Source organism: Vibrio sp. 10N.247.311.12, assembly GCF_041467515.1.
In the GTDB taxonomy this organism is placed as follows: domain Bacteria; phylum Pseudomonadota; class Gammaproteobacteria; order Enterobacterales; family Vibrionaceae; genus Vibrio; species Vibrio crassostreae_C.
In genome coordinates, this window is record NZ_JBFSUV010000009.1 from 45,947 (window position 1) to 68,741 (window position 22,795).

At 43.3% G+C, this 22,795-nt stretch carries 22 protein-coding genes; 10 read left to right on the forward strand and 12 right to left on the reverse strand.

Going from position 1 to position 22,795, the window contains the following annotated elements:
• The first annotated feature begins 408 nt into the window (after positions 1-408).
• The gene (locus AB6E30_RS06010) at positions 409-1,602 is read left to right on the forward strand and encodes an acetate/propionate family kinase (RefSeq protein ID WP_372102941.1); all 1,194 of its coding nucleotides are present in this window, start codon (positions 409-411) and stop codon (positions 1,600-1,602) included.
• 446 nt (positions 1,603-2,048) lie between these two features.
• Here AB6E30_RS06010 and AB6E30_RS06015 read toward each other — a convergent pair whose 3' ends face one another.
• From AB6E30_RS06015 to AB6E30_RS06025, 3 genes are all read right to left on the reverse strand, one after another.
• Positions 2,049-3,080: an IS110 family transposase gene (locus AB6E30_RS06015; protein WP_372102943.1), complete on the reverse strand. Its 1,032-nt coding sequence runs from the start codon at positions 3,078-3,080 to the stop codon at positions 2,049-2,051.
• 323 nt (positions 3,081-3,403) lie between these two features.
• A complete protein-coding gene (locus tag AB6E30_RS06020; RefSeq protein ID WP_017068416.1) occupies positions 3,404-4,096 on the reverse strand; it encodes an SDR family oxidoreductase in 693 nt (230 codons plus the stop codon).
• 131 nt (positions 4,097-4,227) lie between these two features.
• Positions 4,228-5,394 carry an MFS transporter gene (locus AB6E30_RS06025; protein WP_102398644.1) on the reverse strand — a complete coding sequence of 389 codons (1,167 nt, stop codon included), beginning with the start codon at positions 5,392-5,394 and terminating at the stop codon, positions 4,228-4,230.
• A 192-nt stretch (positions 5,395-5,586) separates the two neighbouring features.
• Here AB6E30_RS06025 and AB6E30_RS06030 point away from each other — a divergent pair, with 192 nt between their 5' ends.
• The 4 genes from AB6E30_RS06030 (at position 5,587) to AB6E30_RS06045 (ending at position 9,788) form a co-directional block, all read left to right on the forward strand.
• Positions 5,587-6,468, forward strand: coding sequence for a LysR family transcriptional regulator (locus tag AB6E30_RS06030; protein ID WP_102398645.1), 882 nt, complete (start codon positions 5,587-5,589; stop codon positions 6,466-6,468).
• A gap of 115 nt (positions 6,469-6,583) precedes the next feature.
• Complete coding sequence (locus AB6E30_RS06035; RefSeq protein ID WP_102321231.1) at positions 6,584-7,681, forward strand: alkene reductase; 1,098 nt, start codon at positions 6,584-6,586, stop codon at positions 7,679-7,681.
• Positions 7,682-7,691: 10 nt separating this feature from the next.
• Positions 7,692-8,780, forward strand: a complete 1,089-nt coding sequence (locus AB6E30_RS06040; protein ID WP_017062693.1) for an alkene reductase — start codon at positions 7,692-7,694, stop codon at positions 8,778-8,780.
• Between the two features lie 66 nt (positions 8,781-8,846).
• Positions 8,847-9,788 (forward strand): zinc-binding dehydrogenase, encoded by a 942-nt coding sequence (locus AB6E30_RS06045; RefSeq protein ID WP_017062694.1) that lies wholly within the window; start codon positions 8,847-8,849, stop codon positions 9,786-9,788.
• A gap of 496 nt (positions 9,789-10,284) precedes the next feature.
• Here the strand turns inward: AB6E30_RS06045 and AB6E30_RS06050 are convergent, their stop codons facing one another.
• Positions 10,285-11,250: a GlxA family transcriptional regulator gene (locus tag AB6E30_RS06050; RefSeq protein WP_102393298.1), complete on the reverse strand. Its 966-nt coding sequence runs from the start codon at positions 11,248-11,250 to the stop codon at positions 10,285-10,287.
• A gap of 114 nt (positions 11,251-11,364) precedes the next feature.
• Here AB6E30_RS06050 and AB6E30_RS06055 point away from each other — a divergent pair, with 114 nt between their 5' ends.
• Entirely contained in the window at positions 11,365-12,156 is a 792-nt protein-coding gene (locus AB6E30_RS06055; RefSeq protein WP_102427727.1) for an MBL fold metallo-hydrolase, read from the forward strand.
• A 294-nt stretch (positions 12,157-12,450) separates the two neighbouring features.
• Here the strand turns inward: AB6E30_RS06055 and AB6E30_RS06060 are convergent, their stop codons facing one another.
• Complete coding sequence (locus AB6E30_RS06060; protein WP_102320869.1) at positions 12,451-12,966, reverse strand: DUF3299 domain-containing protein; 516 nt, start codon at positions 12,964-12,966, stop codon at positions 12,451-12,453.
• Between the two features lie 116 nt (positions 12,967-13,082).
• The gene (locus AB6E30_RS06065) at positions 13,083-13,904 is read right to left on the reverse strand and encodes a DUF4437 domain-containing protein (RefSeq protein WP_102320870.1); all 822 of its coding nucleotides are present in this window, start codon (positions 13,902-13,904) and stop codon (positions 13,083-13,085) included.
• Between the two features lie 136 nt (positions 13,905-14,040).
• Between AB6E30_RS06065 and AB6E30_RS06070 the strand changes: the two genes are divergently transcribed.
• Positions 14,041-14,994 (forward strand): LysR family transcriptional regulator, encoded by a 954-nt coding sequence (locus tag AB6E30_RS06070; RefSeq protein ID WP_102320871.1) that lies wholly within the window; start codon positions 14,041-14,043, stop codon positions 14,992-14,994.
• A 211-nt stretch (positions 14,995-15,205) separates the two neighbouring features.
• Complete coding sequence (locus AB6E30_RS06075) at positions 15,206-15,742, forward strand: tyrosine-type recombinase/integrase (protein ID WP_102394471.1); 537 nt, start codon at positions 15,206-15,208, stop codon at positions 15,740-15,742.
• A gap of 163 nt (positions 15,743-15,905) precedes the next feature.
• Here the strand turns inward: AB6E30_RS06075 and AB6E30_RS06080 are convergent, their stop codons facing one another.
• From AB6E30_RS06080 to AB6E30_RS06100, 5 genes are all read right to left on the reverse strand, one after another.
• A complete protein-coding gene (locus AB6E30_RS06080; protein WP_004735670.1) occupies positions 15,906-16,136 on the reverse strand; it encodes a hypothetical protein in 231 nt (76 codons plus the stop codon).
• Positions 16,137-16,502: a type II secretion system pilot lipoprotein GspS-beta gene (gspS2, locus tag AB6E30_RS06085; protein WP_016788065.1), complete on the reverse strand. Its 366-nt coding sequence runs from the start codon at positions 16,500-16,502 to the stop codon at positions 16,137-16,139.
• On the reverse strand, positions 16,459-17,595 hold the full coding sequence (locus AB6E30_RS06090; RefSeq protein ID WP_065584873.1) for an alanine/ornithine racemase family PLP-dependent enzyme: 1,137 nt from the start codon (positions 17,593-17,595) through the stop codon (positions 16,459-16,461). Before AB6E30_RS06090 ends, gspS2 begins: the two co-directional genes overlap by 44 nt.
• Entirely contained in the window at positions 17,592-18,797 is a 1,206-nt protein-coding gene (locus tag AB6E30_RS06095) for a DUF1611 domain-containing protein (protein ID WP_102398493.1), read from the reverse strand. Before AB6E30_RS06095 ends, AB6E30_RS06090 begins: the two co-directional genes overlap by 4 nt.
• 582 nt (positions 18,798-19,379) lie before the next feature.
• A complete protein-coding gene (locus AB6E30_RS06100) occupies positions 19,380-19,547 on the reverse strand; it encodes a hypothetical protein (protein ID WP_017062447.1) in 168 nt (55 codons plus the stop codon).
• Positions 19,548-19,764: 217 nt separating this feature from the next.
• On the opposite strand from AB6E30_RS06100, the gene AB6E30_RS06105 reads away from it, so the two are divergent.
• On the forward strand, positions 19,765-20,814 hold the full coding sequence (locus AB6E30_RS06105) for a cysteine synthase A (RefSeq protein WP_102320367.1): 1,050 nt from the start codon (positions 19,765-19,767) through the stop codon (positions 20,812-20,814).
• A gap of 96 nt (positions 20,815-20,910) precedes the next feature.
• Here the strand turns inward: AB6E30_RS06105 and AB6E30_RS06110 are convergent, their stop codons facing one another.
• Positions 20,911-21,477 (reverse strand): helix-turn-helix domain-containing protein, encoded by a 567-nt coding sequence (locus AB6E30_RS06110; protein WP_017064371.1) that lies wholly within the window; start codon positions 21,475-21,477, stop codon positions 20,911-20,913.
• Between the two features lie 98 nt (positions 21,478-21,575).
• On the opposite strand from AB6E30_RS06110, the gene AB6E30_RS06115 reads away from it, so the two are divergent.
• The gene (locus AB6E30_RS06115) at positions 21,576-22,769 is read left to right on the forward strand and encodes a benzoate/H(+) symporter BenE family transporter (protein ID WP_372102944.1); all 1,194 of its coding nucleotides are present in this window, start codon (positions 21,576-21,578) and stop codon (positions 22,767-22,769) included.
• The last annotated feature ends 26 nt before the right edge of the window (positions 22,770-22,795 follow it).

Sequence of the window (22,795 nt, forward strand, 5' to 3'; positions counted from 1 at the left end):
TAAGATCAGATCACTATTCTCAACTTCAGTGAGCTTTTTGATGCAAACACTGAGCAATTGAGAAATCGAGCAAAAAGTTATCGGTAATGATAAGCAGACGAAAGGGAAGGGTGGTTGTTTTTCAAGCGGATCACCTGCATTTGTTCAAGTCGCTTTAATTAACTGAATCAAGTTAAAAATAACGTGAGCACTCGTTTGCGTCACCTGTTCATTAATTTTCTTATTCAACTATTTTTTAATTCCGCTCTCGAAATAAATAATTTAATGACCAAGATCAACTTAATTGTGTTCATTTAGTGATTTTTTCAAAACAAAAGTTGAAAGATTCAAAAATTATTGAATAATGGACTTAACTAAAATTGAAGTAAACACTTCATCCAATTCGTACTGAAACAGGATCCATATCCAATGTCTAATTCGTTTGTTCTGGTTATTAACTCGGGTAGTTCATCCCTAAAATTTGCTGTAATCGATTCTGTTTCTGGTGAAGCAGTATTAAGTGGCCTAGGGGAGTGTTTTGGTCTTGAAGATGCTCGTATGAGCTGGAAATTCCAAGGCGAGAAAACTGAAATTGCCATTCAAGGTGAAGATAACCACCACAAAATTGCCATTGGCAAATTGGTTGGCCTGATGGAAGACCTAGGCTTCACGGCTGATATCGTGGCTATCGGTCACCGTATCGTACACGGCGGTGAGAAGTTCACTCAAACGGTTCGCATTACTGAAGAAGTAACGAACGAAATTGAAAGCCTATCTGACCTAGCTCCACTTCATAACCCAGCAGGTGCTATCGGTATCCGTGCTGCAATTGAAGCTTTCCCTTCTCTACCTCAGTTCGCTGTATTTGATACTGCTTTCCACCAAACAATGCCTCAACGTGCATTCACTGGTGCAATCGCAAAAGAGCTATACACAGACTTCGGCGTACGTCGCTACGGTTTCCACGGCACTAGCCACTACTTCGTTAGCCGTGAAGCTGCGAAGATGGTTAACAAGCCAATCGAAAAATCGAGCTTCATCTCTGTTCACCTAGGTAACGGCGCATCTGTATGTGCTATTAAAGATGGTAACAGTGTTGATACTTCTATGGGCTTCACACCACTTTCAGGCCTAATGATGGGCACACGTTGTGGTGACCTAGACCCTGGCATCATCGAATACCTACTTAAGAAAGGCTGGTCACAAGAGCAAGTATTTAACTCTCTAAACAAGGAGTCTGGCTTCCTTGGCGTGTCTGGTCTTACGAGCGATGCTCGTGGCATCTTAGAAGCAATGGAAGAGGGCCATGAAGGCGCTAAGCTTGCGTTTGAGGTGTTTACTTACCGCGTATCAAAATACATTGCTTCTTACCTTGCAACGCTAGATTCTTTAGACGGCATCATCTTCACTGGTGGTATCGGTGAGAACTCTCTACCAATTCGTCGTGAAATCCTAAACAACCTTAAGATTCTAGGTTTCGTTGAAGATGTAGCAGGTAACGAATCTGCTCGCTTTGGTGCTGAAGGGATCATCGCTAAGTCTGAAATGTTAGACGCAGTAGCAATGGTTATCCCAACCAACGAAGAATTCGTGATCGCCCAGCAGTCGGTTGAACTGCTGTAATTTTTTCAAAAACAGATAGTTAAAAGCGAGCTTAGTGCTCGCTTTTTTTGTGCTCATATGTTGGATAGACCATCGCTAAGTGGCCTTATAGCGAGATAGTCAAAACTCATTCTATTGATTTCGGCAAATCATTTTGTAGCTTCAAACTAGTGATGTTAGGGCTGGCTTGTGATGCCCAGACTTTTCTAAGCGCGATCATTGCTTGCCCCATTTCATATATGGAATCCACGTATTTACAAAGTGATTTTGGCAATAAAAGTTAAGATGCGGTCGTATATTCGGCTTCTTATTGAAGGAGCTACCCTCTAGCCTTTGATGTTTTGCGCACCTACTGTCCTTATCGCGTTAGCAGCTTTTTACAGCATGACAGAATGGCCAGGTTCTCAGTAGGTTGGTCTTACCTTTTATGCATCATCATTTTGTAAAATTTAAAAATTTGGTAGTGATTAATGAGTGAGTAATACTGGTTTATATTCAGTCTCATACCGAAGCATTGCCCACGCAGTACGTACCACTTTGTTAGCCAGTGCAATGCAGGCCTTCTTGAAGCCGATACGATCTATGATGTTCCTCAACCAAGCGTCCTTCTGAGTCTTCGGTTTTTCGGGTAGTCGCCCAACGTATGACATTGCGCCAAGATAAAGAAGCGAGCGTAGCTCCTTCACACCACCGCATTTATCGATCCCAATCATAAAAACTTTGCCTCCTGAACTGTGCTGTTTAGGTGTAAGACCAACAAATGCTGAAGCTTGTCTTCCATTCTTGAACTGCTTTCCATCACCAAGAGTTGTATAGAGCATCGCAGCAGTTGTTTCACCAACCCCTTCAATGCCCATTAATCGTTGGCACGGCTCTATCTGACGGGTTAAAGCATTTTTCTCTTTTTCGAATGCGATGAGTTTTGCTTTAAGTTCTTTATATTGCTCCCAAAGCATCGACAGAACGGATACGATATTGGAGGGTATTGGTGTATCGCCATCAAGCACGGTTTGAACCGACGCTTTTAAGCCTTTTTCACCTCTAGGGTTTGCTATCCCGTAGCCCAAAATTGTCCCTCTAATGTGAAGAGCTAGGGAAACAACACTACGAGATAAGAATCTACGGCTAGTTTCTAAAGAATGCATAGCTTGTTGTTCCAATGACTTTGGACGACTGTACTTGATACCAATTTGTATAGCGGCGTTAGCGATGGCGAGAGCATCATTATGATCCGTTTTATGACCTTCTAGGTATCCTTTCACCTTCTTAGGGTTAATGATTCGGACTTCATGCCCAAGTTTTTCTGCTAATTGCCCCCAGTAATGGCAACCGCAACAACCTTCCATGGCGACAATCGAAGGCTTAGCCTTTGCCAAGAACTCTTTCATCTTCTGGCGACTCAGAGGTTTATTGGACATTAGCTCACCATGAATGCTGATATGGCAGGCTTGAAGAACATTTTTTGCTAAGTCGATAGCGATAACATTTTTAGTCAACATATTGGAACCCTCGGTCTTTTCTCACACTCCTAAGTCTAGATTGCTAAGGAGGGAGTGGATTCCATACATCACGTTAAAGTATTTACTCATTCCAGAGTAAGATCGCAGTCGTTCCTTAGGATATGTAATGTGACCAGCCATAGATGCAGGCAATATCAATTTATAGGATCTCATCGTCATCCCAATCCCAGTCAATTTTGGAAATGTCACGGGAGACTTTGTGTAAATACCACCCGAGCAAAGCGACAATAGAAAGGATTAAAACTATAAAGGTTAAAAGCATATCCTACCCTTAGAGTTTGTATGAGACGTAACTACTAGGCTTACCATGGCAATTGAGTGCCATCGTAGACAAAAAATGAACCTGAATGCTTAAGTTTTAAATTGTCGATAACATTAAGCATGCCTGTAACACTCTCTTTTACTGTTACCTTGCCTTCCTTTCCACCCATATCGGTTTTTACCCAACCTGGATGAATTGCCATGGTCTTCACTCCCGCTTCGGATAATTCACAGGCTAGAGATTTAATTATTTGGTTGAGGGCCGCTTTTGATGCTCGATAGCTGTATCGTCCCCCTGAGCGGTTATCATCAATACTGGCCAGTATTGAGGTCATCCCGATTATGGTTTTATCTTGGCCGGCTAGAATATTATTGAGCAAGGCCTGCGTGATTAACATGGGTGCGATGGTATTGACCTTTAACACCTCTAGCCATCTTTGCTGATCCATATTGCCTAAGTTGTCACATCCTTCACCACTCACCCCAGCATTATGAATAAGTACATCAATAGGTTGCTCTTTAAACACCTCAGTTAAAGCGAGAATATCTGTTTCATGACTAACATCTAGAGCATAAGGGCGAATGGTTGAATACTGTTGTGCTAACAGGGTTAACTCATGCGCTGAATCAATATCGCGACAGCAAGCGATGACCTTGTAATGTCGCTGTGCATATTGCTTTGCAAGCTCTAATCCTAAGCCACGATTAGCTCCAGTAATAAAAACGGTTTTCATTGAGTGCCTCTTATCAGTTTCAATCTTGTCTAATACCAATCAATATAAGTTGCGAAAAGCTGGCCAATGCTGCTGCATTGACCAGCTCTAAGGGTAAGAGTCGTGTTTATTTCATTAATACATTTTTACCATTAACTTTCTGCACGCTTATCAAGACGGCCACTAAAGCGGGTCAAAGCAAGCGCTATCAGTACAACTACTGCACCTACCCAAGGTGTATGCATTAAGCCTGCTTCAGCGACAACCATCCCTCCGCCCCATGAACCAAGTGCAATACCAACGTTAAAGGCGGCAATGTTTAAACCGGAAGCAACATCCACTGCATCTGGTGTATATTTTTCAGCAAGTTTCACTACATATACTTGTAAACCTGGAACATTACCGAATGCAAATGCCCCCCAAACTAAAATCGTGGCTACCGCGGCAATAGGGTTAACGGCGGTAAAATTGAACACGATAAGCACAGCTGCAAGACCAGTAAAAATAATGCTAAGGGCTTTTATTGGGCCAATTTTATCGGCCATTTTTCCGCCCCAAATATTACCAATCGCAACTGAGACTCCATAAACCAACATAATTAAACTAATTGCATTCGCACTAAAGCCAGTTTCTTGCTGCAAAATAGGAGCAAGGAAAGTGAATGCTGTAAAAGTGCCGCCATAACCCAGTGCAGTAATCGCATAAACCAGTAATAATCTAGGTTGAGTTAATACCTTAAGCTGCGATGAAAGCTTAGCTGCAGCAGGTTGTTTTAAGTTATTTGGTACTAAGAAAGCACTACCAATTAATGCGATTAAACCTAATAGCGCAACAACTAAGAAGGTTGATTGCCAGCCAAAGGTTTGACCTATGTATGTCCCAAGCGGCACGCCTGTGACTAACGCCACGGTTAAACCAGTGAACATAATCGCAATGGCGCTGGCGGCTTTTTCTTTTGGTACCAGACCGGTAGCAATGGTTGAACCAATGGAGAAAAATACACCATGGGCTAAACCTGTCAAAATACGAGCGATAATCAGGGTGTTATATCCAGGTGCTTGCCATGCAACTAAGTTACCGACAACAAACAGTGACATGACGGTAATCAATACGTGTTTACGATTCCACTTTCCTGTTAAAGCCGTTAAAACCGGGGCGCCAATGGCAACACCAAGTGCATAAAGGCTAACCAGCAAGCCTGCTGAAGGCAGTGATATATTTAGGTCGGAGGCCATGGTCGGGAGTAGCCCCACGATCACAAACTCCGTTGTTCCAATAGCAAAGGCGCTGAGCGTCAATGCAAGAAGTGCTAAAGGCATAATATTTACTCTCTGTTGTTTGAAAATGACCAGCAATAGCCGATGTATTGGTCGCTATGCCGTCGCGTTGTTAATTGATGGGGGGCATTTTGCATTAAAGATGTTTTGTGAAAAACAGAGGTTTTTACAAATGATATTTGTTATAAATGCAATAAAGCTGATGAGCGATTGGATAAAATTGAGGGAAATAGCATGCGAACAAAATCTGATGATTTAGCCATTTTACTAGCTGTAGTCGATACCGGAGGTTTTTCAGCGGCAGCAGAGAGCCTAGATATCCAAGTCGCGCGAGTATCCAGAGCGGTCAGTAAAGTGGAGAGTCAACTTGGGGTCACTATTCTAAACCGAACCACTAGACGTATTGAATTAACCGATGAAGGACGCCAGTTCATTGACTCTATGCGGGTGGGGTTAATGCAATTACAGCAGGCGGAAGAAGATATTATTTCCCGTGGGGAATTGCCCAAAGGCCGTTTACGTGTCGACGCGGCTAGTCCGTTTGTGTTTCATCAACTGGTGCCATTGGTGCAGTCATTTAATCAAGCCTATCCCGATATTGAGCTAGAAATAACTTCCAATGAAGGCATTGTGGATTTACTAGAAAAGAAAACCGATTTAGCAATCCGTATTGGTACGTTGAGCGATTCAACGCTACATGCTCGGTCGCTGGGTCGAAGCCCCTTGTATATTGTAGCTTCACCAGAATATATCTCAAAACGCGGGCTCCCCACTAAAAGCAGCGATCTTGCTCAGCATAATCTCATTGGATTTGTCGCCCCCAAAATTTTGAATGACTGGCCTTTAAAAGGTTTTACCCAACTAGACGCTTTGATGTCATCAAGTAATGGCGAAACCATTCGACAAATTGTGTTGGCAGGAAATGGCATTGCATGTCTATCAGGGTTTATGGTGAATAAAGATATTGCCGAAGGACGTTTAATCTCGCTGTTGGAGAGCGAAAAAATCAGTCATCCACGAAGAGAACAAGTCAACGCTGTGTATTATAAGACTTCTTCTGTGGCCAAGCGGATCTCCGCTTTTATTGATTTTATTAAGCCAAAGCTAACCCTGTAACCCGCTTAAACAAGCTGATTGTTGCAATTTATACAAATATTATTTGCCTTTATTGCTATAAATGATTGGTGACTCATTTGCTAGTATGCCCTTATCAAATGAAGAGGGCTCAACTATGTCACTATCACTATTTAAACCATTCACATTGGGTGGACTCACACTCAAAAACCGCATTGTCATGCCACCGATGACGCGTTCAAGAGCCAGTCAGCCTGGTGATGTCGCAAATGATATGATGGCAACCTATTACGCTCAGCGTGCCAGTGCAGGATTGATTGTGTCTGAAGGTACGCAAATTTCAGCGACGGCAAAAGGCTATGCATGGACCCCAGGTATTTACACACCTGAGCAGATCGCAGGCTGGCGTAAAGTAACTCAAGCAGTGCATGCAGAAAATGGCGCAATTTTCGCTCAGCTCTGGCATGTGGGCAGAGTCACTCACACAGATAACATCGGTGGTGAGCAACCGATTTCTTCATCAGCGTTAAAAGCGGAAAACGTAAAAGTATTCGTTGATAATGGCAGTGATGAACCAGGTTTTGTTGATGTCGTGCAGCCTAGAGCAATGACAAAAGCAGATATTCAACAAGTCATTGCAGATTATCGTCAAGCGGCATTGAATGCGATTGAAGCAGGTTTTGATGGCATTGAACTGCATGCGGCGAATGGTTATTTGATCAACCAATTCATTGACTCCGAAGCTAACAACCGCAGTGATGAATACGGCGGTAGCCTGGAAAATCGTCTTCGTTTTCTTGATGAAGTCGTTGCAGCAATGGTGGACGCAATTGGCGCTAACCGCGTTGGTGTGCGCTTGGCACCTTTAACAACCTTAAATGGTACTGTTGATGCTAACCCTATTGAGACTTATACCGCTGCCGCAGCGTTACTCAATAAACATCATATCGTGTACCTACATATTGCTGAAGTCGATTGGGATGATGCACCAGATACACCCGTCTCATTCAAACGTGCAATGCGCAATGCTTTTCAAGGCGTGCTGATCTACGCAGGTCGTTATAATGCGGAAAAAGCAAAGCAAGCTATTGATGACGGACTGGCTGATATGATCGGCTTTGGTCGACCTTTTGTGGCGAATCCCGATCTTCCTGAACGTCTACTTCACGGCTACCCATTGGCAGAGCATGATCCAAACACCTTGTTTGGTGGTGGTGAGAAAGGTCTGATTGATTATCCAACGTATAAAGCTTAAGGGGGTAAGTATGTTTAAGGTATTTAAAGGTCACGGACTTGAGACTAGAAACCGTATCGCGATGGCGCCGATGACTCGTTCACGCACGTCTCAACCTGGTGATGTACCAAACGAGATGATGGCAACCTACTACCGTCAGCGTGCCAGTGCTGGACTCATTGTATCAGAGGGCACCCCGATCTCAGCGGCTGCACGAGGTTATTCGATGACTCCGGGCATTTATACCCCAGAGCACATCGAAGGCTGGAAAAAAACCACCCAAGCTGTGCATCAAGATGGCGGGAAAATATTTACTCAACTTTGGCATGTGGGGCGACGCAGTCATTCTGATATTTCAGGTACTAAGCCGTTAGCCCCATCAGCGATTAAAATCCCAGATCAAGTATTTGGCCCACTAGCTGAAGGTGGCTTTGGGATGATTGAAACTGAAACGCCACGGGAGATGACGCTGCAAGACATTAAGAGCACGATTGCGGATTTTGTACAAGCGGGCAAAAACGCCATTGAAGCTGGTTTTGATGGCGTGGAAATTCATGCTGCGCATGGTTACTTGTTTGATACCTTTTTACGCTTAGAAAGCAACCAAAGAAGTGATCAATATGGTGGCAGCCAAGAGAATCGCATGCGCTTTTTGGTTGATACGTTGCAAGCACTTACCGACGAAATTGGTGGGGAAAGAGTTGCGGTTCGTCTGTCTCCTCATATCGGAGAGGGTTTTGCTGGGGATGATGTTGAAATTGTTCCGCTAACGTTAGCATTGCTGGAAAAACTACAACTGATGAACCTTGCGTATGTGCATTTTTCAGAAAACATATCACGCTATGTAGAGGTGCCTGAAGAGTTTCGCCAGCAAGTACGCCGAATATACTCTAATCCAATCATGGTTGCAGGAAAGTTGACCAAGCAATCTGCCCAACAGTTGCTAGATAAGCAGTATGCTGATTTCGTTGCCTTTGGTACTCCTTTTGTAACGAACCCTGATTTAGTCGCCCGATTTGCTCATGATTTACCATTGGCCGAGTTTGATGCCGATGCTAGGTTGACCTTGTATGGGGGCGGAGCCGAAGGCTACGTCGATTATCCAACTTATCAAGCCTAATACACCAGGTACCAAGGACGATAACTCTTTGGTGCCTTACCTTTTCATTAAGCGAGTGGAAGTGATATGGAACCCTATCGAATTTGGCAATATCAAACTGAGAAACACAGTCTTGTTTTAGGTAAGGCTGAAAGAGCAGCTTTAGATGACAGCGAAATCTTAGTACAAAACAAAGCGATTGGTATTAACCCTGTGGATTGGAAATTTATTAAAGCCAATCCTTTAAATTGGCCGAATGGCCATGTTCCAGGTGTTGATGGTGCCGGCGTCGTCGTACAAGTAGGTTCTAAAGTTGATCCCAGTCTAATTGGCCGTCGAGTGGCATATCATGGTTCACTAAATCGCCATGGTAGCTTCGCTAAATATACTGTTTTGAACGTTGAGCGAGTGATGACACTACCTGAGAGCCTATCTTTTGAACTTGCCGCGGCACTGCCTTGTCCGATGCTAACTGCGTGGCAAGCATTTGAAAAAATTCCATTAACCCAACAAAGAGAAGTGCTTGTCGTTGGTTTTGGCGCGGTGAATAATTTGTTATCCCAGATCCTTGTCAGAGCGGGTTATATCGTTGATGTTGTCTCCGCGAGTCTGAGCGAAGAGCGAGCCAAAAGCTTAGGTATTCGCCAAGTTTATCGGGAGCAATCTCAAATCGACATGAAATACTTCGCCATTTTTGATGCGGTGAGTGGGGAAAATGCCGCCCATTTAGTGCCGCTGTTAAGAGCGAATGGACATATTGTCTGCATTCAAGATCGTATTGCTAAACCCATTGACCCTCCATTTACGCGCACTATTTCTTACCACGAAATAGCCCTTGGAGCGTTACATAATTTTGGTGATAAAGATGATTGGCATACATTAATGCAAAATGGTGAAGCGCTGCTTGAGCGTATTGAAAATGGGAGTGTTGAAGTTAGTATTCCTGTCACTTTTAAATTCGAGCAGATGCTTGATGCGTTGAAACACAGTGAAACCACAAAACGAAAAACCGTGATTACATTGAGTTAGACTGCGCAATTTATCCTTTTGCTGGGAGTCACATAGCGCTTACTTCCTACACTTTGCTTGGATAGTTGTTCTAATTGCTGATATTGAGTAAGACTCATCTTTGCAACGTCGTTTAAAATTGTGGTCTAAATAATTTTGACCACACTCTTACTAGCAGATGCGATACTAATAGCAATCTAACCAACGAAGAATTCGTGATTGCTCAATAGTCGGTAGAACTACTGTAATTTACTTTAAAAACAGATGGTTAAAAGCGAGCTTAGTGCTCGCTTTTTTTGTGCTCATATGTTGGATAGACCATCGCTAAGTGGCCTTATAGCGAGATAGTCAAAACTCATTCTATTGATTTCGGCAAATCATTTTGTAGCTTCAAACTAGTGATGTTAGGGCTGGCTTGTGATGCCCCAAAAACGCCTAGAATTGAACTTGCAAGGTTTCAGATACAAAAAGTAATAGATGCGACGATCTAGCCCCATCGCCCTCAATGAAATTAAGACTATTGCTTGAATGTAGTGCGCCACTGAATCGGCGATACATGAAAAGCCGATTTAAAGTGCTTTCTGAATACACTGTCAGAGCCAAAACCCGCTTGCTCTGCAACTTGAGGTATCGATAGTTTCGTGGTTTCTAATAGACGTTGGCTAAGCTCCAAACGTCGGTTTTGCAGCCATTCACCAAATGTACAGCCATAGGTGGATTTAAACTGGCGTGTGAAGGTACGTTTACTCATCGCACAGCGCTCAGCGACTTCATCTAGTGAGTGACACTGATTAAGGCTCTGCTCCACCAGCTCAATCACAAGGCTAATACTTGTCTCTGTAAGAGGTTTTATGTTGACTGGTGCTGGTATGTATTGCTGCTGTCCACCAGTACGAGATGGCGCAGTCACCATCTTACGTGCGAGATCATTCGCGAGCTCACTACCACACAAACGGCGCACTATATGTAGACAACAATCGAGTGAAGCAGCTACTCCAGCAGAGGTAATGATAGTCTCATGTTCAACAAATAGAGGGTTTGGGTCAAAATCCACCTTAGGAAATTGCTGCTGAAATTGTTCGGAAAACGCCCAATGGCTTGTGGCACGTTTTCCATCGAGAACGCCAGCACATGCAAGTACATAAGACCCGAGGCAGAGTCCTACTAGTAGCTTACCTTTCCCATGATGCTCTATTAGCGCCTCTATAAGTCGCTCACTTGGCTCTGGCAGGTCATTTGGCCAGCTTGGAACAATCACAATATCCGCCTCTTTAATAGCGCTCAAATCTTTATCGATCACCACACCAAATCCAGAGCTTGTTTCAAACTGCAAGCTGTTTTCGCAACAGATCCTCAAGTCAAACCGAACCGGCTGACCGAAAAAGATATCTTGAAACACCAGACAAGGCACAGAGAGATGAAAAGCACTGATGCCTTCAAAGGCTACCATCGTAATTTTAATTAGCTCGGTTGATTTGTTCACAAGTGTCTCGATTTGCGCGAATGTTGACTTTCAAGACAGTATCACAAGAAACTAGAAAGAAGCATACTAAATCTCATAGAGAACATGGCTTGTTAGTGAGTTTAGAGAGGCATTATGAAGATCCACCACCTACGTAGCGCAACATTTATTATTGAATCTGGCGAAAAATTTATCCTTATTGATCCTATGTTGGGGAAAAAAGGCTCTATGCCTCCGTTTTCAGTCATTAAGGCTAAGGCCGCGAAAAATCCAACCGTTGAGATGCCAAGTAATGCCGATGAGCTACTAAACAAGGTTACTCATACCTTAATTACTCACAGTCAAACACTTGGTATCAAGGCATTACAACATGGAGATCACCTAGATCCGGCAGGTGAGATGTTTTTAACAAGTCGTAATATCCCAGTTGCGACACCAGCCAAAGATAAGGCTTACCTAGAAAAATATGACTTAACGGTAAATTGGGGAATTGAAGACTGGCAAACTATCGACTTTCTAGACGGAAAGCTCACCGCGGTTCCGGCTTTGCACGGCCATGGATGGATTCACAAGGTAATGGCTAATGGTGTTGGATTTTTCTTGGAGCTCCCCAATGAGCCTTCTATTTACATTAGCGGTGATACAGTTCTAACCGATGATGTAAAACGAGCGTTGACTGAGTTGAAACCTGATATCACAGTAGTCGCGGCAGGTCGTGCTCGTATGGACGTTGGTCAACCGTTATTGATGTCTATTGATGAGGTCATGGAGTTTATTCGCCTTTCCCCTAATAAGGTGGTTGCGAACCATATGGAGGCACTCAATCACTGTGCAGTGACTCGACCAATTCTTAAAGAAGCAATTGATAAAAACGGTTTGTCAGATAAAGTCCTTATTCCTGCTGATGGTGAGACCTTGGAGTTTTAGATACCTGAACTAATCCGGTGACTCCCGATTTAAGTAAATAGTCTAAATGATTTCTGTCCAAAAGCTTCTCGGATTGAATTTTTACCCGTGGCACTTTCTAACTCGAAAGTGCCCCATTCCAATTCGGGATGCATGTCTGTCACACTTCAAGGCTAGCCATTTGGCCTACATTTTCTAACCAGTGCAGTGTCTAGTGAAGTGCGGGCTAACCAAATGGCTCTTTCCTTAGTTGTTCACTACCAGATCATTGGTTTGGGTCACCCGCAGCCCTATAGAGTCTCTAGTTTTACTAGATCACACTTTGTTATATATCTCTAAGCTCGCACCTTCAATGGAATAGCCTGACTCGACCCCTATGTCATCAGAAATTACTGTTTCTGTTTTCAAGGTTCCTGTGATGTAAACGATATCCCAAAGGTCTTTAGTTGGAGTCCCTTCTTCAAACTTGACGTAAATAATCTGGTTTGGAGGTGGTGGTGGAACGTGAATACACGCACCATAAAAGGGAACCAAAAGAAACTCAGAGATTGACTCTGAGTCCCCTTCTAATGGAATCACGAAACCCGGTATTTTGACGTTGCTGCCATTCAGTTCTGGACGAACACTTCCCACTAGAGCCTGCTGAGCAACATTCGCACTATGGTCAAGGGCAGCAAGGGTTTCATCGCTGACGCGTGCACGTTCGCTTTCTGGGATCAGATCAAGCCACTCAATTTCTACCGTATTTTCATCGCGCACTTGGTTTGCTGCAAAAGAGGCAGAGCTGAATGTCACCATGATCAAAGAAGCGATGAACAATATGTGTTTCATATATTAACCTTTGTATTGTACATAACCCTTGTGCTGCACAGATTTGCGCGTCGATGGAAATTGCCACCGGTTTAAGGGGGATTAAGCCGATGGCGAGGGACAAAGCGAGCTAGGGCTTATTTCACTTGGTACTTGCTGTTAGTACGGATGTAGATTGTTGCCTCAGAGTCCCCCGTGTTGGTGATGTTATGAGAGAACTTGCCCTCAGATTCCACGTAGCTTCCCGGGTTTAAAGTAAGATTGCTGCTTTGTTCTTTTGAGTTGTACTCAATCGAGCCTGCAATCACAACGGCGCGGAACTCACTTGCGTCCGTGGTGATTTTTCCTTCAAAGCCGGCAGGCAGTTTGATCATTGAACCACCCATGTCAGAAGTGCTACCCCAAACATACGTTGATTGAACACCGTCTACTTTGATATCGTGAAGATCACTGCTGTTTAGCCACACGATATTGTCTTTATGCAAGTTTAGAGGACGTTCGCCATTATCGAACTTCTCTTCAGATGGTTGAACTAGATATGGACCCGCATCAATCTCAAGGTAGATTAGGTTTGTTTCACCGTTTGCGGCAGTGGTGTGGTCTTCACCTGCTGGTTGCGTCCAGAACGAGCCTGTTGGCATCCACATCTTTTCTGATGTTGGATCGTCATTATGCATTTGACCTTCAATGACCACACCGCGGTACGTGATGTTATGAATGTGCGGTGGTGACTCAAAACCCTTGTTAAAGCGTACCAACATACCTGTTGCGGTATCCGTTGTACGGTCACCCCAAAGGTCCGCAGCTCCCGGGCTAAGTACGCCGCGCAAAGGGTTTAGATAACCCCACTCAATATCGTTTACCGCGACAACTTTTGAAGAACCTTCATCGGCAAAAGAAGGTGTAGTAAGTAGCGTTGCGGCTAGTGCTAATGTCGATGCTTTAAATAATGATTTCATAGTAATGCCTCTGCTGTATTTGCTTGAGGTGAATATTATTCAAAATTATTCATTCGATAAACGGGCTAATCTTTAATACACTTTCCTTAAATCATGGATAATAAAACTGACCATTCGAGTAGTGAAGAGTATAGTGATGAAAATTTCAGATTTACAGGTTTTGTTGAAAGTTGCTGAGCTTCAATCGATTACAGCCGCGGCGAATCAACTTGATATGAGCTCTTCTGCTGCAAGTGTGTCATTAAAACGGATAGAGCAAGAGTTAGGAGCCGAGTTATTTGTTCGAACGACGCGAAAGATGCGCATGACCCCAGAGGGTGAGCGGTATCTACCTTTGTGCCAACAAGCATTGGATTTGTTGCAACAAGGGCAGGTGTTGGTCAATGAAGAGCAGCAATCCATCAGTGGGGAAGTTCGTATCGCGGTGTCTTCTGAGATGGGGCGCAACCTGATGCGCGTTTTGCTTAATGATGTAATGGACAAGCATCAAGACCTGTCATTGAGGCTCCATGTGAGTGATAGCCGAACCGATTTTTACCGCGATGGGGTCGATGTGGCGTTACGAGCTATGACTAAAGGTGCCGCGCAAGAATCCAACTTGTATGGATTTAAGATCTGCGATATCCCTCATGTTCTATGCGCTTCTCCTGATTATATTGAAAATCATGGTCGACCTTTGGTTCCTGATGATTTATATCAACATAAAGCCTTGCTCTACAAACTGTACGAAGTCGTGCACGACGGTTGGGATCTTTATCATGGTGATCAAAAATACAGAATAAAAATGAACAGTGATCGAGCTGTGAATGATGGTGATATTGTTCGTCGGTGGTGTATTGATGGGGTGGGGATAGCGAAGAAATCCGCTATTGATGTCGGTGAAGATTTACTCGCGGGCCGATTAGAGAGGATATTAGTTAATAGCGATATACCACTGACCGAAATGTGGCTGATATTACCGAGTCGTCAGTTGATCTCTCCAGCGATTCGATTAATACGTGATGAGCTAAAAGTCAGGATTCACCAGCTTCGCGACAACTTGCTTGAGCAAGGGTTGATTGAAACTCGTGAATGGCCGCTGGATAACTAGCTATGGTCGCCAATAATTGTTCTAGAGACAAGCTAAACCAGCGTTTGCCATACTTCAGTTAATTCGTCTTTCCCTAATTTAGCAAAAGTGCTAACTCAGAAATGTCCATTTCCTTCCAACTACAATCGTGATGACCAAATTAAAAAGGAGGTCATCATGGTAGTTTTCAACAAAACGAAGTGGCGTCAAAAAGCCTTTTCGGCTTGAGGAAATTTGGCGGATCAGAACCAGATTAGAAATTGAAAATAATTTGATGCAGCTTGCGTTGCTCAACTTAGCTATTGATAGCAAACTTAGAGCAAGTGATTTGCTCGTTCTCAGAGTTTGCGATGTATCTTCGCAAGATAGGATATTTAACCGCGTTAAGCATATCCAGCGCAAAACAGATATTGAAGTTCAATTTGAGATAACGACAAGAACTCAACAGAGTCTAATGAAATGGATTTTGATGGCTTCGCTACATGACAGCAATTTTATTTTCCCAAGCCAAAGGCGAAAGCAACAAGCGATTAGCTATTCGTACTATCGATACTTAGTGAGGAGATGGGCTTCTAATCTGGGGTTGGATCCTAACTTGTATGGCACTCACTCGATGAGGCGAACAAAAGCGACGTTAGTCTACGCAAAAACGAAAAATATCCGAGCGGTGCAGCTACTACTTGGTCATACCAAGGTAGATAATACAATCCGCTATCTTGGGGTTGAATTAGAAGATGCATTGTTGCTTTCAGAAGGTACTGAGTGTTAATCGAAAAGGAACCTAAATACTTAGGTGTTTCAATTGCTATTACGCTGAAAGTTGTTACCCATTCACCGCTACACTTGATTATTTTCAATACGTTAAGTGCAAATACTACTAATCTGTCCAAGGTTTGAGGACCTTGAACAGATTAGGTATACACAAGCTTAAATTAAACGTTGGAACGCGCGTTTTTCTTCTTTGATTTATAGGCTTTCATTGAAATTTTTAAAGCAAGCTGTTTTTGTTTAATTGAAATGAGTTGTCTAGTTACGACCTTATGGTGTAACTCTGTGATAAAGTTTTTTTCCCAAGGCGTAAGGCGGTCAAACCTCAATAAAATAGTGTCATTGAGTACATTGAACAACTCGTATTGGCTTTTATCCATTCGACTGCTAAGCATTCAATTAGAGCACTTAGCTAGAGAAATGACGTTAAGGCTTTCTACTTTCTCATTTTTTCCTAAGGTAATGATTCGATAAGAGATCCCACTCTCTAATAGTGGTCTTATTTCGATGTTGTCACAAAAACTAACGGCGACTTTTTCTACTAATCGGTCCATATTCAAAGTTTTCTTTTTTACGAAAACAAGAGTGACACTATCGCCCTCTGACTGTGCATTTACGAGTGTGATTGAGCCTAACTCTTGTGGAAGTTGGCTTGAAATAACTGTCGCTCTATAATCGGCAAGTCCATTAGATTTTATTGGGCTTATCTGACAACCGTTAAGCATGACACTGACGAAGAGAATTACAGTTGTTCGTAGCATTATGCGCTCCTTCTTCCTTTCTTCTCCCTTTAGGTGCCTTAAAATATTTATGGATATAACGTGAAGACATAGAAGATAAGAGCGCACTGTAATCTAAACTGAATGTGACTTTTTCCCCTACAAGTAGTGGTTTCTGTGAGGATTCAAGGACAAGGTGATCGCTAGTTGAAGACATGATCTTAATCCCATTCGGAGCCTTAAGCCCGCCGACACAAACATCTTGGCGGCCTAATGCCAGAATAGCTTGCGATACCTCCCCTCTATCTTGAAGGTTTTCTTTTTCACCAAAAGCATTTAACCCCCGACTTCCCCAAGGCAAAGTCGGTTTAATTTTGGATTCAATCACTTCAGCGGTCAAAGAAATCGCATCCGTATGTAAGCCTTTGATATTTTCGTGCTCTAAAGGCTCACAGCCTAAAAAAATTGCTTCTCCTATACGAAGGTGATTGACTCGAGTTAAGCCTGTTCTCTGAAGAGCCCAGTTAACTGAAGCAGAATTACCCCCTGAAATAATTTCTAGATTGATCCCAAATGTAGCTTCAATTCCATCGGCAAGATCAGAAAGAATATTCATATTTTTGTCATCTGGAGCGACACCATACCGACAAGCTAAATTCGTACCAATTCCTTTTATCGTGATGTTTGGTAAAGAAATAATCTCACGGATAAAATCAATAACGCGATTAGGCATCACACCTTCTCTGAGATCGCCAAGCTCAACCATAATAATAATATCGTGACGACAATTTTGTTGTTCCGCTGCATGTGAAAGCCTCTGAATCACTTCAACTTCAGAGTTTAAACTCATATCACTGTATTTTATTATGCTCGCCACTTGACTGAGCATGGGTGTACGTATCAGCATTTTGGGGATAGAAATGCCAGATTCAGTCATCTTTTGAAGATTTTCGATTCTTGAATCGGCTAACATTGGTGCGCCAGCATCAATAAGAACTTGTGCGATGATAGGGTGACCGAGGAAGGCTTTTGTTACAGGCGTAACGGATATATTTTTCAGTGAGAGCTGAGTAATCAGGAATTGAGCGTTATGGTGAACTTTCCCACAATCGATGTCTAACCTAGGGTAGTTCACCCTTTTTCGGCCAGTTTACTTTCTATTTTAGGGAAAGCTGACGTTACGATGTGCAACAGATGTTCGACAGGTTGTGACAAGACATCAGTAACAGGTAGACCAAATTCGGTAGTGTAACTGTCTATCACACTGCGTGTTTCATCCAACGACATATCTTCATGATTCAGTGTTAGTCCAATAACATTGGTATTAGAAAACGTTTCGATAAGATTGATTTCTGAGGCAATCGAAGGCATTGGGCAATCAGGAAAATCACTACGATATAAACGTTTAGGGGCATGTTGCAGTATCACACCCGTTGGACAGCTGCCACGTAAGATAAAAGCGCTGGTTGAAAACGCAGGGTGACTCAAGGCTCCTTGCCCTTCAATAATAATCAGATCCGGGTTTTCTTTTTCATAGGCCTGTACAATGACAGATTCCAACTCACCGGCACAAAATTGTGAAGGAACAGCATCGAGTGCAACGCAGTATTGTGCGCCTTGCATAATGCCTGTTTGACCGGTGGCAATCAGAACGACGTTAAGGCCTTTTTTAGTCAGTTCATTCGTTAATATTGTTGCTGTTGTTCGTTTTCCTAGCGCGCAATCCGTCCCCATGACAGCAATTCTCGGACATTTAACGTTGTGTATTTTCCCGATAAACGTTTTCAGATCGCCTTTATTTTTGGGTTTGCGAGTATCGAATATTCGAACGTTATTCTTTAAGCTGGCTTCTAAAAATAGAGGATCATCGGTTAGGAATTCATGTAAGCCATTTACGATGTTCATTCCTAGTGACATGGCATTTAAAATTATGCTTTTATCTAAGTCAGATAAAAAGCCACTTGATGGCGCAATGCCAAAAATGAAGTAATCAGGAATGCTTTCTGCGTGAATGATAGCTTCTTCAGCATTAGCAAGGATAGGTATTCCATTGGCTTTGTTATCAAGAACTTCACCAGCATCTAAGCCAGCAGACTCACTATCAATAACCGATAGAATACGATAGCTTAACGAATGTCTCACTAACCCATTAGCGGTTTTACCATCAATTTTACCAAAATTACCTTCGCAATATATAATCGCAGAAGGGATGACAGGTTTTACTTTCTGAGCAAGTGGTAACCAAGGTGAGAAATGGGGTACATCGTTGTTGATTTCTACATTTTCAATTCTAGTGAGTTTGAAGATGTTTCTTAACTTTTGGGTTGAAATGGACATAATTAAAGCCTGCGGTGAGGCTTAGGAGGGCAACTAAGGAGTGCCGAGATGTGAGTTCGGAAAAGAAAAGAAGTCCCCACTAAGCGGTAGGGATAACAACCAAGATAACACACTCACCAGACTTTTGTTGATTATTATTAATACGCTTTCTAAGTCTATCACTTTCAGGCTTCACCCATACTAACGTGATTGATTAGAGATCTAAGACTCATTGTTCAACGTCGCCGTATCAACCTCTCAGCTTTAAGGTTTCAAGATACTTTTTCTAATATTAGTTAAGTGAATTAGAGTTTTGAGTTTAACGCGTTTTTGTCCAAACCCGTGTTAATAGGTGCGATTATAATAGCTTGCCAACCAACGAAGAATTCGTGATTGCTCAACAGTCGGTAGAACTTCTGTAATCTGAACTGAAGTCTAAGCAAGAAAAAGACAATCAAAAGCGAGCCCAAGTGGCTCGCTTTTTGTGTCTAGTAAAGATGCGTCTGAATGTTTTAACAGGGGGATAGCCTACAAGGCGATCGTGAAACAGTTTTAGAACAGAGCTTAAATTGCGACTCATCGGGTGCTCTGGAAGCGCTAAGGTTATTTAGTCCCTGAGCGGTAGTTTGGATCTGTCCAGCATCGAGGTAACTCTTCCCCTGACATAAACATCAGTTCGGACTTTTTAAACATCTCAGGGTCTTGCTGTTCTTCGCCTGCTTGAAACCGACCTTCGATACTGTCTTGAAATAAGTTGGTTAATTTGGTCATTTCAGTTACATCAACGAGGTCACCGGTTTTTTCTCTTTTAGAAACATTTTTTTGCCCTCAATCTAATCGGTCACCCCAAATTATAATTGCTATTTGGAAAATGAGAGTCTTTTCAATTCCGGCACTTCTTGACTAAGCAGACCCCAGAGCTACGCTTATGATCATCGACAACCCAATCGATGAACAAACTTATCCTCAACAAATAAATGGAGTCGCGATGTCATCTGCCCATATTGCAAACAATCTCAGTGAACTGATTGGCGATACCGATCTTGTTAGAATCAACAGTCTTTCAGAGATATCAGGTTGTGAGATTCTTATTAAGTGCGAACACCAGAACCCGGGTGGTTCGATTAAAGATAGAGCGGCACTTCAGTTGGTTATGGATGCAATAGAAGCCGGTAAGCTTAAGCCGGGAATGACAATCGTTGAAGGTACTGCTGGTAATACGGGAATAGGACTTGCTCTGGTCGCTAAATCCCTTGGTTACAAAATGTTGGTGGTGATGCCAAAAGGGCAGGCACAAGAGAAAGAGCGCATGATCTCGCTTTATAATGCTGAACTGTTATTGGTCGACCCTTGTCCTTTTGCAAACCCTGAACATTTTTACCACACGGCTAAGCGGATTGGTGTCGAAAATGAGAGTTATTGGTGGGCAGATCAGTTTGAAAATCTCAGTAATTATCGAGCGCACTATTTAAATACTGGACCTGAGATCTGGCAGCAAACACAGGGGAATATTGATGCTCTAGTTTCAGTGGTGGGGACGGGTGGAACCATTGCCGGAAACTCACACTATCTATCTGAGCAGCAACCCAATCTCGAAACTTGGTTAGTTGACCCAAATGGGTCCGGCATTTATTCGTTTCTACGTAATGGACACTATCAATCAACGGGAAGTTCGTTCACGGAAGGCATAGGGATCATGCGAACGGTTGAAAATTTCAGGCAGGCAAAAATCAATCGTGCCATCACGCTTCCCGATCAGGATTTGGTGACGATATCCCGCCTTGTTGCGGAACATGACGGTATTCTTCTAGGAAGCAGTTCGTCGTTGAACGTAGCAGGTGCGCTATACGCTGCGGCTAGAATGGGGAAAGGGAAAACCATCGTTACATTTAGCTGTGACCTTGCTGAGCGCTCGTATTCGAAGCTGCACAACGAAACGTTTCTGAAAGAAAAAGAGATACAGCTTAATAAAGAAAACCTCTCTCAACTATGGGCTCGTTATCAAGCCGAAGATGGCAGCATGGTCGTCAACGTATAGTCGCTTTAAGTTAGTAACAGCCAGTGGTCTGCCAGCTCTTTCGTTAGCGCTGAACATCCGGTTAGAGCTAAACATCCGTTAGCACCAAATCCGGCACTATTGCTTGTTATTAGGGTAGTGAATCACATTATGAAATACGGCGTTTCCTTCACCGATATTTTTGTAGGCATGGGTCTGGTTGGCATTGAAGCGAACGGCTTGTCCTGCGCGTAACGTATGCCACTCATCATCAAACATCACGGCCATCTCTCCTGAAATGCATAAGATGTGCTCAGTGACGCCTGCGTTATGTGGGGCGGATTCATGCTGGTAATCGGGTGCTAGGGTGAGTTCGAATATTTCAAATCCTAGTGCTTCCTCAAAAGGAAACAACAAACTGACGAAAAAGCCAATGTTGTATTCCTCATGTCTTAGTTCGTTTGCATCTCTGAATAAACTCGTCAGTTCACTGTTTGGGCTAGCCGCGATAAAATTCGAAAGTGACACCTCGAACCCAGAAGCTATCTGCCAAAGCTTAGCGACTGTCGGGCTGGATTCTCCACGTTCAATTTGTCCTAGCATTGCTTTGCTCACGCCAGTTTCTTTCGCTGTTTTGTCTAAGCTCCAGCCTTTTTCTTGGCGAAGGCGTTTCAAGTTAACGCCAACTTTAATTTCTGTTTGCATATTTTCTCTACAAGTTTTTTACAAATAAGTTGTGCGTTATAGCGCACAGTGCTAGGTTTAGTCTATGGACGTTATAACGCACGCCGGAAGAGATTAACATGACTAAGCTAAAATTTTCTCACGTCAGTACCGGCTTTATCGCTATTTTCATTGGTTATGCGAGCGCCGCGGCGATTATTTTCCAAGCGGCAATGAGTGCTGGAGCAACCGAAGAACAAGTGGCGTCATGGTTTTGGGCGTTGGGAATTGGCATGGGGATAACCACAATACTGCTCTCGTTTCATTACAAGAAGCCTGTGGTTACAGCGTGGTCGACGCCTGGAGCGGCGTTGTTAATCACATCTCTTGAAGGGCTGACAATGAATCAGGCTGTGGCCGTGTTTTTGTTCAGTTCGATGTTGATCACGTTAGTTGGATTAGCGGGGATATTTGAGAAAGTCCTAAAACAGATCCCAACATCGATTGCCTCTGCGATGCTCGCGGGGATTCTATTGCAATTCGGTTTGGGTTTGTTCACGTCGTTAATGGAAGAGGCACAAGTCGTAACGGTCATGCTCGCTGTATTTATTCTGGCGAAAGCGCGGTTAGGAAATTTACTGATCCCAAGCATTTTTATTATCGCACTGGTCATGTGTGTGGGTTTTGGCAAACTCGATGTCAGTCAGGTGACTATGGGATTAACGACCCCGGTGTTCATTACGCCCGATTTTGAGTTCTTTTCGTTGTTCAGTGTCGGAATCCCATTGTTTATAGTGACGATGGCTTCACAGAACTTACCGGGATTTGCGGTTCTAAAAGCGAACGGATACCAAATCGATTCATCGAAGATCATTACCACCACTGGGGTGACGGGTTTGATTTTCGCGCCGTTTGGTGGCTTTGCGTATAACCTTGCAGCGATTACGGGCGCTATTTGCATGGGCCCGAATGCGGATGGCAATCCAAAGACACGTTACATGGCGGGGATCTGTATGGGCGGGTTTTACTTGTTAGCTGGCGTGATGGGGATGTCATTTGTGTCGCTGTTTAGCGCCGTGCCCTCCGAGATTGTCATTGCGGTTGCTGGCTTAGCGGTGATGCCGACCTTGATGAATTGCCTTGCGGTATCAATGGCAGACAGTCATTACCGAGAACCCGCATTGCTTACTTTCTTATTCACTGCTTCTGGTACTAATTTACTGGGAATCGGCAGTGCATTTTGGGGTTTGTGTATCGGGTTGTTTTGTTGCTGGTTACACAATTACAAAGCTAAGTCGCTTGGAGCAAGCAAGACTTCGCAAACTTCGTCGTAATGAAAGGACTCAAGATTATGATCAGG

What these genes read in the sequence shown, in the direction of transcription:
- AB6E30_RS06010 (WP_372102941.1), top strand. Translation starts at nt 409, where the DNA reads ATGTCTAATTCGTTTGTTCTGGTTATTAACTCGGGTAGTTCATCCCTA.
- AB6E30_RS06015 (WP_372102943.1), bottom strand. Translation starts at nt 3,080, where the DNA reads ATGTTGACTAAAAATGTTATCGCTATCGACTTAGCAAAAAATGTTCTT.
- AB6E30_RS06020 (WP_017068416.1), bottom strand. Translation starts at nt 4,096, where the DNA reads ATGAAAACCGTTTTTATTACTGGAGCTAATCGTGGCTTAGGATTAGAG.
- AB6E30_RS06025 (WP_102398644.1), bottom strand. Translation starts at nt 5,394, where the DNA reads ATGCCTTTAGCACTTCTTGCATTGACGCTCAGCGCCTTTGCTATTGGA.
- AB6E30_RS06030 (WP_102398645.1), top strand. Translation starts at nt 5,587, where the DNA reads ATGCGAACAAAATCTGATGATTTAGCCATTTTACTAGCTGTAGTCGAT.
- AB6E30_RS06035 (WP_102321231.1), top strand. Translation starts at nt 6,584, where the DNA reads ATGTCACTATCACTATTTAAACCATTCACATTGGGTGGACTCACACTC.
- AB6E30_RS06040 (WP_017062693.1), top strand. Translation starts at nt 7,692, where the DNA reads ATGTTTAAGGTATTTAAAGGTCACGGACTTGAGACTAGAAACCGTATC.
- AB6E30_RS06045 (WP_017062694.1), top strand. Translation starts at nt 8,847, where the DNA reads ATGGAACCCTATCGAATTTGGCAATATCAAACTGAGAAACACAGTCTT.
- AB6E30_RS06055 (WP_102427727.1), top strand. Translation starts at nt 11,365, where the DNA reads ATGAAGATCCACCACCTACGTAGCGCAACATTTATTATTGAATCTGGC.
- AB6E30_RS06060 (WP_102320869.1), bottom strand. Translation starts at nt 12,966, where the DNA reads ATGAAACACATATTGTTCATCGCTTCTTTGATCATGGTGACATTCAGC.
- AB6E30_RS06065 (WP_102320870.1), bottom strand. Translation starts at nt 13,904, where the DNA reads ATGAAATCATTATTTAAAGCATCGACATTAGCACTAGCCGCAACGCTA.
- AB6E30_RS06070 (WP_102320871.1), top strand. Translation starts at nt 14,041, where the DNA reads ATGAAAATTTCAGATTTACAGGTTTTGTTGAAAGTTGCTGAGCTTCAA.
- AB6E30_RS06080 (WP_004735670.1), bottom strand. Translation starts at nt 16,136, where the DNA reads ATGCTTAGCAGTCGAATGGATAAAAGCCAATACGAGTTGTTCAATGTA.
- gspS2 (WP_016788065.1), bottom strand. Translation starts at nt 16,502, where the DNA reads ATGCTACGAACAACTGTAATTCTCTTCGTCAGTGTCATGCTTAACGGT.
- AB6E30_RS06095 (WP_102398493.1), bottom strand. Translation starts at nt 18,797, where the DNA reads ATGTCCATTTCAACCCAAAAGTTAAGAAACATCTTCAAACTCACTAGA.
- AB6E30_RS06100 (WP_017062447.1), bottom strand. Translation starts at nt 19,547, where the DNA reads ATGACCAAATTAACCAACTTATTTCAAGACAGTATCGAAGGTCGGTTT.
- AB6E30_RS06105 (WP_102320367.1), top strand. Translation starts at nt 19,765, where the DNA reads ATGTCATCTGCCCATATTGCAAACAATCTCAGTGAACTGATTGGCGAT.
- AB6E30_RS06110 (WP_017064371.1), bottom strand. Translation starts at nt 21,477, where the DNA reads ATGCAAACAGAAATTAAAGTTGGCGTTAACTTGAAACGCCTTCGCCAA.
- AB6E30_RS06115 (WP_372102944.1), top strand. Translation starts at nt 21,576, where the DNA reads ATGACTAAGCTAAAATTTTCTCACGTCAGTACCGGCTTTATCGCTATT.